Genomic DNA, 14,033 nt, shown 5'->3' with positions numbered 1-14,033 from the left:
CGAAACTGGGATAACGTTGTCAATGACAATAGCATAAGAGGTTATGTATAAACCGCTTATACTCAATGTATGTCTAACGCTTCGTACTAAAAAATGGCAGGGGTAGCTGGACTCGAACCAACGGATGTCAGGATCAAAACCTGATGCCTTACCAACTTGGCTATACCCCTATTGTGGCGACCTATTATAAGTAAATTTTCAGATTTTGCAAGTCATTTGCGCCTTTTTCTGGGATTTATTCGAAACTAAGTGAATTAGCCTGAGTTGCATCGCTACTATTGTAGTGAATAGGGGTCTTTTTATTAAGCCTGTCAATCGTAAGCTAATGCTGTGCGAGTTACTTTTGTACGAGAGGATTGACCACTCTACCACTCATAAATATTGCAGGTTCCGTCAAACAAGCTGTATTCTCTGGGTCTTCAATGACAATATCACCTTTTCGTAAATAGTAACTACCTATACGCTCTTTAATTATACCGCTAGTGACAACCTCCTCACCGAGCTTAACTTTGGTTCCATTTACAGAAATGGCTTGTTCATTCTCAAAAAGAATGGCTCTATCGGGATAAAAAATAGGACTAAGATACTTATCATCGTTCTGAACAAAGTATAAGCAGTTATCTTTTATAACGTATTTGCCTTTCAAAACAAAATTGATTTCGCGCATTGAAAGAGCCGGTGCGTAAGTAAATAGTTCAGCAGGTGAACTGGTTTTACGGTGCTGCTCAGAAGTAGATATATTCTGAGAGTTAGCTTGTAATTCAATTCCTAGCTGCGGTGGTAAAATTACATTATCAGACAAACGCTTGGAATTAGGTTCATCATAAGACTTAGGTAGCGATGTACACCCAGTTAGACTTAATGATAAGCAAACAAAAACCATACTTGTTATTGAGCATTTTTTTAGATATAAAGCATTCACGTTACAAACTCCCCACCACATACCCCGAACAAGGCGCACTTTCAATCCATGTTACCAACAGCGCTTTATCAGAGGCAATACTCGCATCTAACGGCAAGAATACCGCGCTACCAGAGCCAGTCATGCGTGCTGTACCCAGTGCTTGCGATTCTAACCCTTTTAAGTAATCTAAAGCCTCTGCAACAGCAGGAGCGAAGCTTGTCACTACTGGTGTAAAGACATTATGATAGGGCGTATTCAAATTTTGAACATAATCATTGGACTGGTTTTTGATGGTTTTAATCGATAGAGGGGTGATATCTCGATGTAGCTTAGGATGAGCAAATAGGGTAGCGGTATTGATATGCGCCTCAGGCGTTAAGACTAAATACTGCTGGTCAGGTAAATTGATGGCAGTTAATTGCTCGCCAATACCCATGGCAATGGCATCTTGACCAAAGATAAAGATTGGCACGTCTGCACCTACCTTTGCACCGATTTTTATCAGCGCATCACAAGTAACGTTAAGCTGCCAAAGCTCATTAAGTGCCAGCATAGTCGTTGCGGCATTGGATGAGCCACCACCCAATCCTGCGCCCATAGGCAAATGCTTGTCTAACCTGATAGTAATTGGTGCTAACTGCTCGGGCAGCGTGTTTGACTGTATGGCAAACGCGAGCAATGCGCGCGCCGCTTTGAAGATTAAGTTGTCTTCTATATTGGCAGTTATCGCCTCTGCACCAGCTAATACTAATAGCTGATGACAGAGCGTGTTGGCATCTGCTTTATTATCAGCCGTTTGTATCACAACATCATCCATGAGTGAAAAATGCAAATAATCGCCCCAATCGAGCAGGCGAAACACCGTTTGCAAATTATGATAACCATCAGCACGCTTGCCTGTAATATGCAAAAATAGATTGATTTTTGCAGGGGATAAACGCGTAACAGTAGAGTCAGATGCTTCGGCTATGTTTTCAATCATGTTTTTTCATCATAAAGTACGGACATAAACGACTATGGTAATGAGCAATAGGGGCTGATTTTTCAGTGGTGATACACTAGTAATGACGGACTAGTGATTAATCGTCATCACCACTTTATTGCCCTGTGGTTGTACAGCGCTGATTTTACTAGGGAGCTTGTCATTCCCTTTATAAGTAAAGCTGGCACTCCAGTCGCCATTGACTGAGCTGATCAATCGGTTTTGAGCATCTAGCTGCGGAGCGCTATCTGAGGGCGCGGGGCGACCAAAAATCCAGTAAGGCATTTGCGAGATAGGCGCTTGCCAGCCAGTGGCTTTTTGTAATAGTTCCTCAGGGTCATCAGCGGTCAATGTACCTGTCTTTTCACTGACTAGCGTCGCGGTTTGACCATTGTACTCGATGTTGGTTTTACCAATACCAAGCGCGCCGATGAGTTCAATAGCAAAACGATCGTTTTCTTGTCCCCATGCATAAAACGCACTACCACCTTGGGTACCTGAGGTGTCATTAGCAGGTATGGTCACCCCAATTTTACCCGTGATATTAAAGCTCTCTAGCTTTTTGGGCTGATCTGCGTTTTGAGCTTGCATCGTGGTTGGTTGATTGGTCGCGTTGGCTGTTTTTAGTGACTGACAGCCAGAGGTAATAACCATTGTAGTCGCTATCGCAGTAAGCAAAGCCAGTTTATTTGGTTTATAAGACATCGTTGATGCTGACATAATGTGCTCTCAAAATGGGAAAATGGACAGGTTAACAAAGATATTAGCTTAAGGGCTATTTGTTGCTCAGTTATGCACGGCTGTTAGCTTCTTATACGTCCCTTGTAATTGATAAGTGCTTTGTGACGTGTCAAGCCTAATGGCATCATGCCGCAACAGTTATTTTGAAAAACCACTATCAATATAGCTGTATGCTGTCATTGATATTGTGTTGTCCAAAGGAGAAGCGCTGTTGCAAATCTGCGAGTAGTGCTTCGACTTTTTCGTTATTGCCAAGACCTTGATAAGCACGCAGTAATAGAGTGCCTGAGCGCAGGGTTGGGAGCACATCGTAAGGCGTTTGCAGATAATCGATGACTTGCTTATAGTTTTCTTTGGCCAGTGCATTACCCGCCAGTACGTTTAGGGCCTGTAGATGAAGGTCATTATCGTAGCGCGGATCATCATAGCGAATCTGGATAATTGCTGTGGCGAGTGCCAGACCTTGCTCAGAGCTACGCTCGTTGGCCAATAGCAACTGTGCATAACTGAGCTGATAGGATAAATTGGTAGGATCGAGCGCCTGCAAATGATTAAGGAGTGTACGTTTGACGACATAGTCGCTTTTGTCATCTAACAGTTGGACACGGGCAAAGAGTAACATCTCATTATCAGGATATTTACGAGCGGCCCGCGTCAATAGACGTAAGGCTTCTTCTGATTCATTTTGCTGCCACAAAATATCGGCTTGCATCACAAAGGTGTCAGGGGCGAACACCGTAAAGTCTTTGCGTAGCTTTTCTAAAGTAGCAATGGCGGCGTCGACGTCGTCATTGAGCAATTCATATGCGACCACTTTTCGACGTGCTTCTAATACTAAGTCTTCTTGCATCACGGCATTGAGATAGTATTTGGCTTTATCAAACTGCTGCTGGCGCTCAGCACTGATACCGAGATAGTAATAAGCTTGGTCAAGGTAAGCGGGGTTTTTGGCAAGCATATTGAGTAGATCATCCGCACTCGCATATTCTTCGATATCCAAGCTCACTAGTGCTGCTAACAAGGTAATCTCAGCATCGTCGTTAAAGCGGCTGTGGGCTTCGAGCAATAGTTTCCAAGCTTGCTCGCTTTGTTTTAAGTCTAATAAGTAGCGAATCTCGTACAGGTACAAACTTTTGCTATCAGGATTGCGCAAGCGTGCTTGGCTTATATAGTTGACCACAGTTTCAGAGGTGACGATTTTGCGCAAGATGTCAGCCTTTAGGGTGATAAAAGGCACATAATCAGGCTGGCGCTCTAGCGCACGGTTGATATGCACGATAGCGATTTCGGGCTCATTAAATTGGTAAAGTAAACCAGCTTTTAATACGGACAGTGAAGCATTTTGCTCACTATCTAGTGGCTGCAAAGCGGCAAGCAGCTCGCGTTTGTCATCGTCATTATTGGGATAAATACCGATAAGGATTTCGCTCAAATCTGCACGCGGATCGTAACGCAAGATGCGGTTTAAGGTCTCGCCAGCTAAGATATAGTCGTGTGCCCGTAGTGCCAAATGCGCCACATAAAACCAAGCAGGTACATGATCAGGATTCTGGTCTTGCCATGATTTCGCAAAGGCTAATGAATCCTCAACCCTTTCATTACGCAATGATAGAGTTAGCGCCCTCTCAAATACCGCTGTGGCATCTTCTTTAAAAGATTGTTGCTTATAGATCGTCATCGCACGTTGTTTGTCATCACGATCCGCAGCAAACTCTGCATCTAATAGAGCATATAAACTGGGTTCGTTGAGTTCAGGCTGCCATAGGCTGGCTGGCGCTAGACCATCAATGTTGGTTACGCTATCTGTCATTTGGCTGTTTTTATGAACAGTCGTGCTGATAGAGGTGCTAGAAGTAGCATTATTATTTGCCCTGTTATCGCTAGTAATGACTGCTACTGGTGGCGTTTTTGCGGCCAATTCTGTATCAGCATGGCTGGCATGTGCAGGTACGGCAAGGCATAAACAGACGGCCAATGACAACGCTAGCTTATAACGCTGGCACAAACGATCAATAACGACTTGCAATAAAGCGCGGAGGCTAGATTGCTCGTTATAAAGAGGTTGTGATCTAGATAATGATCCAAAAAACATCATAGATAGTCGTGTTCGCCCATGGTTTACCTACATAGCTGAGGCAATTTTATTTTAATCATTTCAAATCAAATAGTGGTAAAGAGTACCCATGACAAATATTATAAGAGCAGATGAACAGTATAAACAATAGCATCCGTGTTACTCATATCTGAGCAATCATCATTCTATTGATAGGCTATGACTCATACTTGTTTTAAGCATGAGTTATTTTGCTAGTACTTTTATACAAATAGCTATGCTGACCAGAATACTGTGGAAATATAACAAGTTAGGCGACACTAAGCGAATGATTTATGGCGATCTTAGCGACTATTTGCCAAAACACATCCATTGATTTTATCAATCATATCGGTAGTTGATTTGTTACATTTGCGACCAGATACAGAGATATCGCTATCATAGATGGGTGAGTGTTAATTAACGCCAGCAATAATGATATAATAAGCGGTTTTTAGGGTCTTCCTTTCAGCGCTGTCGTCAAAAACTGTCTTTTAAAAATAATAAGATAGCGTGAGTGAGCAGCTAGGCGTCATGTTTATGGTCTATCGATAATGAGATTAGTGGTCATTGGGGTCAATCACAAAACTGCACCAGTCGCTCTGCGAGAGCGCTTGGCGCTGGTGGGTGACGATGTGAATGTCGCGCTTGAGCAAATAGAATCCTTCACGGATGGCAGTGTGATTGTCTCCACTTGCAATCGAACTGAGATCTACGCGCTTGTGCCCCATACGTTGACCCCGCACCACTCACACTCATCAAGCTCGGCAGTCAATGAGCAGACAGATCACGCCATCTCTCATAATGATTTTAGTAGCAGTGCTCATGTCACATCAAGCATGATCAGCGCTCATATCCTCAAGATTAAGACGTGGCTTGCTGAATTCAAACAGCTGCCACTCGTAGATATCGATCCTTATCTCTATGTGCACCGCGACACGCACGCATTGACCCACTGGCTAAGAGTCGCAGCGGGGCTGGATTCTATGATACTGGGTGAGCCGCAAATACTTGGTCAAATCAAGCGCTCTGTGCATTTGGCACAAGAGCAAAAAGTATTGAGCAATCAGCTCGGTTGGATCGTTGATCAAGTATTTGCCGCTGCCAAACGAGTACGTAACGAGACGCAAGTTGGGGCGCAAGCGGTATCGCTGAGTTTTGCGGCGGCCAAATTGGTCACGCAGATATTTGATGACTTGCCGAGTCGTACGCTATTGGTCGTCGCGGCAGGTGAGATGAATCGCTTGGTTGCCACCCATATCGCAGGACTTGGCGTTGGGCGAGTGATTATTTGTAATCGCAATCCTGAGCGTGCTGAGGCATTGGCGGCTGAGTTACGTAGTCCCAATCGCCGTATAGACGTCAGACCCTTGCAAGATTTGCCGCAAGTATTGGCAGACGCCGATATTGTCAGCAGCTGTAGTGGCAGCATGGATTTATTGATTGATAAAACCATGACCATGCAAGCGCTTAAGCGTCGCCGTTATCAGCCGATGCTAATGATAGATTTGGCCGTACCACGTGATATTGACTCAACCATCAGTCGTATGGATGATGTCTATCTGTATTCTGTCGATGATTTGCAGCATGTGATTGCTGGCAACATCGAGCAGCGTCGGCAAGCGGCGGTCGATGCAGAACTTTTAGTCAGTCAATTGGTCGTTGAAATAGATCGTCGCTTCCAAGTTCGCCAAGTGGGTAAAGACATCCAGCAGTATCGTACCTGTACTCAAAATCAAGTAGATAAGCTACTGCATGAGTCCATTGCCAAGCTGCAACAAAAAGATATCAGTCCAGAAGATATTCTCATTGAGCTGTCACGGCGCCTGACTCAAACACTGACGCACGCACCATCCAAGCTCATGCGTAAAGCGGCCCGCGAAGGTGATAGCGATTTGCTAGATTTTGTGGTGTCTGGGCTACAGGATGCCCATCGCGGGCGCTGATGTTCTCACAGTGTCGATCAACGAACACTTACCAATAAAACTCTAATCGCGCAAGCCATATCAGTGCCTGAGCGTATCGTTGTCAACCTCTAGCATCAGTGCTACTATCAAATCTTATGGATGATTTGGGTCAAGACAGTTTGGCTTAACATAGGGTGATGAGACTCGCTCATGTCGTGACTATAATGTGACTAGAAATAGTTTCGCCCCATGTTTATAGCCCTCATTAATGTGTATTAGAGTCAGTGCGTTTGCATATCATGAATCTGAAGCATTGATATCAAAACAACACATGACCTCATCATTAAAGACAGTAGCGCTGGGTTAAAGGGTTATCTTGTCTATCCTATATCTTCTTCATTTTTGTTCGATATGAGTATTCGGTTGATACCAATCATCTATGGTACTTAACGATATTAGTATCTATATTATTTCCTATCCCCATATTATGGTATAAAAATAAGGTCCAAAAAATTAAGAAACAGTCATCATCTAATCATATACTAGGAGTGTTCCATGCCTGCATTACGTCAAGATATCGATCCAAACGGCTTATTAGAGTATTCAGTGGTCTACACTGATCGTGCGCTAAACCATATGTCAAAAGCCTTTCAGCAAGTGATGAATGACTTATCTAGTGATCTAAAATCTGTCTACAACGCGGATGCCGTGACGATCGTACCGGGTTCTGGTACTTATGGTATGGAAGCGGTCGCGCGTCAACTGGCAAATGACGAAGATTGCCTCATCATTCGTAATGGTTGGTTTAGTTATCGTTGGACGCAGATTTTAGAAAAAGGCAAAATTGCCAAATCGTCTACCGTACTCACTGCCAATCGTGCAGATGATAGCGAGTTACCAAAGCCGTTTGCACCTGTGGATATCGACACGGCGGTAGCTAAAATCAAAGAAGAGCAGCCAGCAGTGGTATTTGCGCCGCACGTCGAGACTTCGTCTGGCATGATTTTGTCAGATGACTATATCAAAGCGTTGAGCGCGGCTGTGCATAGCGTCGGTGGATTGTTGGTTATCGACTGTATCGCGTCAGGCTGTGTCTGGTTAGACATGAAAAACTTGGGTATCGATGTGCTTATCAGCGCGCCGCAAAAAGGCTGGAGCAGTACACCAGGCGCTGGTCTTGTCATGCTAAGCGAGGCGGCGGTCAAAAAAGTAGACAGCACAGAGTCTGATAGCTTCAGTATTGATCTAAAGCAATGGCTAAATATCATGCGCGCTTACGAAAACGGCGGTCATGCCTACCACGCGACGATGCCGACAGACAGCTTACGCCAGTTCCGTGATGCGGTGAATGAAGCCAAAGCGGTTGGTTTTGATAAGCTATGTGAGGCGCAGTGGTCGCTTGGCAAACGTATTCGTGAAGTACTAGAAGCCAAAGGCATCGAGAGCGTTGCGGCTGAAGGCTTTCAAGCGCCTGGCGTTGTCGTATCTTATACCGATCGTGATGATATGCATAAAGGCAGCGCTTTTGCGGCAGCGGGTGTGCAAATCGCCGCTGGCGTACCCTTAAAAGTAGGTGAGCCTGACAGCTTCAAGACGTTCCGTTTGGGTCTGTTTGGCTTGGATAAATTAACCGATATCGATGGTACGGTCACGCGTTTTGAGTCCGCACTGGATGAAGTACTAAGCCAGTAGTTATGATTGAGAAACCTTTTAAAATGATACCGCTAACTTTATAAGTACTTCTGAAGACGCTTTTATCATCATAAAATACTGAGCCGTTATTATCATCATACGTGCTCAGTATTTTTTTACCCTTTTATTATATTTTATAATATAATGTATTTATATAAATCGAACGTTAAGCAAATACTTAATAAACCTAAATGGGTAGTCCGTTATGAGTATACAAATAGACTGGCAAGCATTTACACCGATATCTCTAGTAGGTGGTCTGATGCTAGGGGTAGCGACAGTTATTTTGCTGCTCGGTATCGGCCGTATAGCGGGTATCAGTGGCATTTTTTCAAGCTTGCTAAAACCCAAGCGTGTAGAGATGTGGCAGATACTGTTTATACTGGGTTTGGTCATATCGCCCGTGCTGTACAGGCTGGCAAGACCGCTACCTAACGTAGAGATTAGCACTTCTTTGCCACTGTTAATTGCCGCAGGGTTACTGGTCGGATTTGGCACGCGTCTTGGCTCAGGCTGTACCAGTGGGCATGGTATTTGTGGTAATGCACGTCTATCTCCACGCTCACTGGCCGCGACCGTCACCTTTATGCTGTTGGGTATTGTGACCGTGTATATCGGTCGTCATGTCCTAGGGCTACTATAAATGCTCAATGGCAGATTGCCATGAGATTGCTAGTAGGACTAAAGCACGCACGACATATGATAGTTAATAGAAGATAATAATAGCGAGATACGACGATGCTAAAAAATATAATCGGATTGCTGGCAGGGTTACTGTTTGGGTTTGGGCTGCTGGTGTCAGGTATGACGGACCCTGTAAAAGTACAAGGGTTCTTGGATGTGTTTGGCGCATGGGATATCTCCCTTGCCCTGGTGATGGGTGGTGGGTTGTTCGTTGCATTTTTTGGTGTGCTGTTGGCCAAGCGTCAAGAGAATAGCTGGATTGGCACGCCCATTGACATGCCAAGCAAAACCGTCATCACCAAACAACTGATTATCGGTGCCATGTTGTTTGGTATCGGCTGGGGGCTGGTGGGTATTTGCCCGGGGCCAGGCATTGTCTTGCTCGGGACGGGTCAGTGGCAAGCGTATGTGTTTATCCCTGCGATGGTCGTAGGAATGCTGGTCTATCAGTGGTTTGAGCCAAAAATTGGCTAATTAAATAATGTGAACATTAAAAAAGGTCAGCCACGTATATGTGATTGACCTTTTTTATGAATGTTAGTTGATGACAGGATTTAATGTATTGTCAGATCACTTAGCACTCGCAGTGACTTTTGACGTTTCGTGCGCCAACGATTTGGCTGCTTGGCGTAGCTCAAACTTTTGTACTTTACCCGTACTGGTTTTTGGGATTTCGGCAAAGACGATATATTTGGGCACTTTAAAGCCTGCCAAGTGCTGACTACAATGCGCTATTACCGTATCGCGTTGCAAGGTGCTGCCCTCATGAATCTCGATAAAGGCGACGGGCACTTCGCCCCATTTATCATGTGGCGCGGCGACGACCGCACAGCTCTCAATGGCAGGGAGCTTGTATAAGACATTTTCGACCTCGATACTAGAGATGTTCTCACCGCCTGAGATGATGATATCCTTGAGTCTGTCCATGATTTTGATATAGCCATCAGGGTATTTGACACCCAAATCCCCCGTGCGGAACCAGCCATCAGTGAATGCTTCTTCAGTGGCTTTGCGGCTTTTTAGATAGCCTTTCATCACCATATTGCCACGTAGTGCCAGCTCACCCATCTCTTCGCCATCGGCGGCGACTGGCTCAGTCGTGCCTTGTTTAAATACCTCAAACCCTGTCATTAAGTGTGAGGTCACGCCTTGACGTGATTTCTTTTGGGCGCGGGTGGCGACATCAAGATCATTCCATTCTTCTTGCTCAGCGCAAACGGTCACTGGCCCATAGACCTCAGTGAGACCGTAGACGTGAGAGATATCAAAGCCCATCGCTTCCATTGCTGCCAGCATGGTTTCAGATGGCGGTGCCCCAGCGACCCAGCCTTTGACGGTATGCGTAATGGCTTCCTTATACTCAGGTTTGCCGCCAGCAATCATGTTATGGACGACGGGCGCAGAGCAGTAATGGGTCACTTGATGCTTGGCAATTAGCTGCAATATCAAATCCGCATCAATCTTACGCAAGCAGACATTGACCCCAGCGCGCTCAGCGATGCTCCACGGGAAGCACCAACCGTTACAATGGAACAGCGGCAACGTCCACAAGTAGGTCGGATGCTTTGGCATATCCCAATCCAAAATATTCGACACCGCATTGAGCGTAGTACCGCGATGATGATAAACGACGCCTTTTGGTTTGCCTGTTGTGCCAGAGGTGTAGTTCAGGGCAATGGCATCCCATTCATCCGCTGGCATCTCCCAATTATCCAAGCTGTCTGAACTGGCAACCAATGCTTCATAGCTCATCTGTCCAAACGGCTCGACATCGATAGCATGATCGGTCGCGTGAATGACAATGAGGTTTGGGAAGGTCTCATTGATGATCTCAGCGTGCTCCGCAAACTCGCTATCCAAGATCAGCACCTTGGCCTCTGAATGCTGCAAACAAAAGGTCAGGGCGTTGATATCAAGGCGCGTGTTCAACGTGCAGAGTACGCCGCCTGACATGGGTACGCCAAAGGCGCATTCGACCATCGCTGGCGTGTTTGGTAGCATGACGGCGACCGTATCGTTTTTATCAATACCCAGTTTGCGTAAGCCATCCGCCAATTGACGGCAGCGCGTATAAGTCTGTTGCCATGTCTGAGTGAGATTGTTGTGTGCAAGGTCATCATAAATGATCGCAGTCTTATCGGGATAAACCTGAGCGCTACGGATAATAAAATCAATAGGGGTGAGTGGTTGATAATTGGCAGCGTTTTTGCCGAGGCCAGTATGAAAATCTGTCATGATGATAATCCTTTATCGTATTTTTATAACGCGTCAATAGGGTAACGCAGCACCGTAATTTAACATAGAAAGGTGTTAAATTAGAATAGTCGATGTTTATCGATTAGTCTAATGGGCGGTGAGGAGGAAGTGATAAAATAGTTGTCTGATTATAAAAAAACATTGTCAACACTGGAGCGGGTTTTATCGTAATAACCTAACGATACGCCACAAGTTCGTGTGATAATTGGCACACTTCACGATCGTATTCTGATCGTCGCTAAATAGTGCTCACTCATCAGTCGTTTGTCTGCATAGCTAGTGATAATAGCGGTGTGTTACGATACTGATAACGCTACATCTTATAGTATGTCTGTTCTGCAAAAATAGTCCAAAAAAACCATTCATAAGGAAAATGATATGACCGCCAGCCGTTCTGCCAATACGATCGATTCCGCCAGCACTAATGAATATTATCCACATTTATTTGAGCCATTAGATTTGGGTTTTACCACGCTAAAAAACCGCTTGGTCATGGGCTCTATGCATACAGGGCTTGAAGACCGTTTTTATAATTATGGTAAGCTGGCGGCGTATTTTGCAGAACGTGCCAAAGGCGGCGTGGCAATGATGATCACAGGCGGCATCTCACCCAATCGCGAAGGTTGGTTGTTGCCTGCTGGCGGTACGATGAATACCAAAGCTGACGTCATCAATCACCAACGCCTCACTCGTGCTGTGCATAAGCATGACAGTAAAATCATCATGCAGATATTGCACAGTGGTCGCTATGGCTATCACCCTTTTGCGGTGTCATCTAGCCCAATCAAATCCCCAATCTCGCCGTTTAAACCGCGCAAGATGAGCATAAAAAATATCGAGCAGACAGTCAAAGACTATGCTCGTTCAGCGCGTCTTGCCAAACAAGCAGGCTATGACGGCGTCGAAATCATGGGCTCTGAGGGCTACTTACTCAATCAGTTTTTATCGCGCCACGTCAATCAGCGTAGTGATCAATACGGCGGCGATATCAATGGCCGGATGAAGTTTGCCGTCGATGTGGTCAAAGCTGTTCGCGAAGCCGTGGGTGAAGATTTTATTATCCTATTCCGCTTGTCAGTGATTGATTTGGTCAAAGATGGCAACGTCATGGATGAAGTCATCACCGTGGCAAAAGCGCTAGAAGAAGCGGGCGTGACGATCATGAATACGGGCATCGGCTGGCATGAAGCGCGTGTCCCGACGATCGTCACCAGCGTACCACGCGCCGCTTTCGTTGATTTCACCGCTGAGATCAAAAAACACATCAGCATCCCGATGATGGCGGCCAACCGCATCAACATGCCAGATACCGCAGAAAAAATCATCGCTGATGGTCAGGCAGATGTGATTCAAATGGCGCGTCCATTCTTGGCGGATGCAAACTGGGTCAACAAAGCTAAAAACGGTCAGACAGATCGTATCAATACCTGTATCGCCTGTAACCAAGCGTGTCTCGATCATACGTTTGAAAACAAACGCTCGACTTGTTTGGTCAATCCACAAGCCTGTTATGAGACTGAGCTGGTCTACAAAAAAACCAAGAAACCGAAAAAAGTCGCCGTTATCGGTGGCGGGGTCGCTGGTATGTCAGCCGCTCATGTCGCCGCCTTACGTGGTCATGAAGTGACCTTGTTTGAAGCCAAAGATGTGTTGGGTGGACAGTTCAACTACGCCAAAGTCATCCCGGGTAAAGAAGAGTTCTTTGAGACTGTTCGCTACTATATCAACGAGCTTGAGCACTTAGGCGTCGAGATTAAACTTAATACTTTTGTAGATAAAGACATGTTGGAAAAAGCCAAGTTCCATCATGTTATCGTCGCCACTGGCGTTGTACCTAGAAGTCTCGCAGGTAAGCTTGAAGGGGCTGATCTGCCACAAGTCATCAGCTACGCTGAATTGCTCTCTGGTGAAAAAGCCGTGGGCAACACCGTGGCGGTCATCGGTGCTGGCGGTATTGGCTTTGATGTTAGTGAATATCTGACTGCCAATCACGGACAATCGCTGGATGAGATCGGCCCTGAAGGTCTAAAAGATCCAGATTATCGCCCTGAACCTCAGTCCATCAGCGAGTGGCGCGAGGAATGGGGCGTGACCAACGATACCGATTATCAAAGTGATGGCGGACTGGTCAGACCTAAAGCGATTAAGCCCATTCGCCAAGTCTATCTGATGCAGCGTAGCAAAGGCCGTTTGGGTAGTGGTCTGAACAAAACCTCAGGCTGGGTACATCGCGCGCATATCAAATCGCATGGCGTCATCCAAGTCGCTGGCGTGCAGTACGACAAAATCACCAACGAAGGTATTTGGGTCACCAACGCCCAAGGTCAAAGCCAGCTACTCCGTGTCGATAGCGTCGTCGTCTGTGCTGGTCAAGAGTCAGTCGCCAGTCTGATGCCAAATGTCGGTGATGCACCAGACGCGCAATATCATCTCATCGGCGGTGCTAAGCTCGCCGCTGAGCTAGATGCCAAACGTGCGATTCGTGATGGTGCTGAAGTCGCGGCAGAAATCTAAAAGTTAGATAGCTTGAGTTAAATGTAAAAGCAGCAAGATAGATTATCTGGCTGCTTTTTTTGCTTTGGAAAATGTGGTTGTTAGTGCGTTATTTATTTAGTTTTATTTTTCAGTCTAGTATAGTCAAGTCTAAATAAAAACAATACAGGACAATAAATTCATTTGATTCAACGCTATTTTTCTTGCTTGCTGTGACTGCGTCTCCAGAGGCTGCGAAAAATAACGTTGAATCTTATTGTATCGATTTTATAGTAATCTAAC

At 45.5% G+C, this 14,033-nt stretch carries 10 protein-coding genes and 1 tRNA gene; 5 read left to right on the top strand and 6 right to left on the bottom strand.

Annotated elements, in window-relative coordinates; all coding sequences use genetic code 11:
- Nucleotides 1–94 precede the first annotated feature (94 nt).
- The 5 genes from AOT82_RS07540 to AOT82_RS07520 all read right to left on the bottom strand — a co-directional run bounded on the left by AOT82_RS07540 (nucleotide 95) and on the right by AOT82_RS07520 (nucleotide 4,722).
- A tRNA-Gln gene (locus AOT82_RS07540) sits at nucleotides 95–170 on the bottom strand.
- Between the two features lie 167 nt (nucleotides 171–337).
- Nucleotides 338–922, bottom strand: coding sequence for a hypothetical protein (locus tag AOT82_RS07535; RefSeq protein WP_143007399.1), 585 nt, complete (start codon nucleotides 920–922; stop codon nucleotides 338–340).
- A gap of 1 nt (nucleotide 923) precedes the next feature.
- Entirely contained in the window at nucleotides 924–1,886 is a 963-nt protein-coding gene (gene ispE, locus AOT82_RS07530; protein WP_071002493.1) for a 4-(cytidine 5'-diphospho)-2-C-methyl-D-erythritol kinase, read from the bottom strand.
- Nucleotides 1,887–1,976: 90 nt separating this feature from the next.
- Nucleotides 1,977–2,606: a lipoprotein insertase outer membrane protein LolB gene (gene lolB, locus AOT82_RS07525; protein WP_071002491.1), complete on the bottom strand. Its 630-nt coding sequence runs from the start codon at nucleotides 2,604–2,606 to the stop codon at nucleotides 1,977–1,979.
- 178 nt (nucleotides 2,607–2,784) lie between these two features.
- Entirely contained in the window at nucleotides 2,785–4,722 is a 1,938-nt protein-coding gene (locus tag AOT82_RS07520; protein ID WP_071002489.1) for a tetratricopeptide repeat protein, read from the bottom strand.
- A 551-nt stretch (nucleotides 4,723–5,273) separates the two neighbouring features.
- On the opposite strand from AOT82_RS07520, the gene hemA reads away from it, so the two are divergent.
- From hemA to AOT82_RS07500, 4 genes are all read left to right on the top strand, one after another.
- Complete coding sequence (hemA, locus tag AOT82_RS07515) at nucleotides 5,274–6,665, top strand: glutamyl-tRNA reductase (protein WP_071002488.1); 1,392 nt, start codon at nucleotides 5,274–5,276, stop codon at nucleotides 6,663–6,665.
- 516 nt (nucleotides 6,666–7,181) lie between these two features.
- The gene (locus AOT82_RS07510) at nucleotides 7,182–8,318 is read left to right on the top strand and encodes an aminotransferase class V-fold PLP-dependent enzyme (protein WP_071002487.1); all 1,137 of its coding nucleotides are present in this window, start codon (nucleotides 7,182–7,184) and stop codon (nucleotides 8,316–8,318) included.
- Between the two features lie 205 nt (nucleotides 8,319–8,523).
- The gene (locus tag AOT82_RS07505) at nucleotides 8,524–8,961 is read left to right on the top strand and encodes a YeeE/YedE family protein (RefSeq protein ID WP_071002485.1); all 438 of its coding nucleotides are present in this window, start codon (nucleotides 8,524–8,526) and stop codon (nucleotides 8,959–8,961) included.
- A 95-nt stretch (nucleotides 8,962–9,056) separates the two neighbouring features.
- Nucleotides 9,057–9,476 (top strand): DUF6691 family protein, encoded by a 420-nt coding sequence (locus AOT82_RS07500; RefSeq protein ID WP_071002483.1) that lies wholly within the window; start codon nucleotides 9,057–9,059, stop codon nucleotides 9,474–9,476.
- Nucleotides 9,477–9,572: 96 nt separating this feature from the next.
- Here AOT82_RS07500 and AOT82_RS07495 read toward each other — a convergent pair whose 3' ends face one another.
- Complete coding sequence (locus AOT82_RS07495; protein ID WP_071002482.1) at nucleotides 9,573–11,237, bottom strand: AMP-binding protein; 1,665 nt, start codon at nucleotides 11,235–11,237, stop codon at nucleotides 9,573–9,575.
- A gap of 399 nt (nucleotides 11,238–11,636) precedes the next feature.
- Here AOT82_RS07495 and AOT82_RS07490 point away from each other — a divergent pair, with 399 nt between their 5' ends.
- Nucleotides 11,637–13,772, top strand: a complete 2,136-nt coding sequence (locus AOT82_RS07490) for an NADPH-dependent 2,4-dienoyl-CoA reductase (RefSeq protein ID WP_071002481.1) — start codon at nucleotides 11,637–11,639, stop codon at nucleotides 13,770–13,772.
- The last annotated feature ends 261 nt before the right edge of the window (nucleotides 13,773–14,033 follow it).

Origin of the sequence: Psychrobacter sp. AntiMn-1 (assembly GCF_001854065.1) — a bacterium.
Taxonomy (GTDB): domain Bacteria; phylum Pseudomonadota; class Gammaproteobacteria; order Pseudomonadales; family Moraxellaceae; genus Psychrobacter; species Psychrobacter pacificensis.
This window is presented reverse-complemented; position numbering and strand designations above follow the sequence as displayed.

Bases quoted from the DNA above. Each gene is read 5' to 3' on its own strand.
- hemA (WP_071002488.1), top strand. From the start codon at position 5,274: ATGAGATTAGTGGTCATTGGGGTCAATCACAAAACTGCACCAGTCGCT.
- AOT82_RS07520 (WP_071002489.1), bottom strand. From the start codon at position 4,722: ATGATGTTTTTTGGATCATTATCTAGATCACAACCTCTTTATAACGAG.
- AOT82_RS07505 (WP_071002485.1), top strand. From the start codon at position 8,524: ATGAGTATACAAATAGACTGGCAAGCATTTACACCGATATCTCTAGTA.
- AOT82_RS07495 (WP_071002482.1), bottom strand. From the start codon at position 11,237: ATGACAGATTTTCATACTGGCCTCGGCAAAAACGCTGCCAATTATCAA.
- AOT82_RS07490 (WP_071002481.1), top strand. From the start codon at position 11,637: ATGACCGCCAGCCGTTCTGCCAATACGATCGATTCCGCCAGCACTAAT.
- ispE (WP_071002493.1), bottom strand. From the start codon at position 1,886: ATGATTGAAAACATAGCCGAAGCATCTGACTCTACTGTTACGCGTTTA.
- AOT82_RS07500 (WP_071002483.1), top strand. From the start codon at position 9,057: ATGCTAAAAAATATAATCGGATTGCTGGCAGGGTTACTGTTTGGGTTT.
- lolB (WP_071002491.1), bottom strand. From the start codon at position 2,606: ATGTCAGCATCAACGATGTCTTATAAACCAAATAAACTGGCTTTGCTT.
- AOT82_RS07510 (WP_071002487.1), top strand. From the start codon at position 7,182: ATGCCTGCATTACGTCAAGATATCGATCCAAACGGCTTATTAGAGTAT.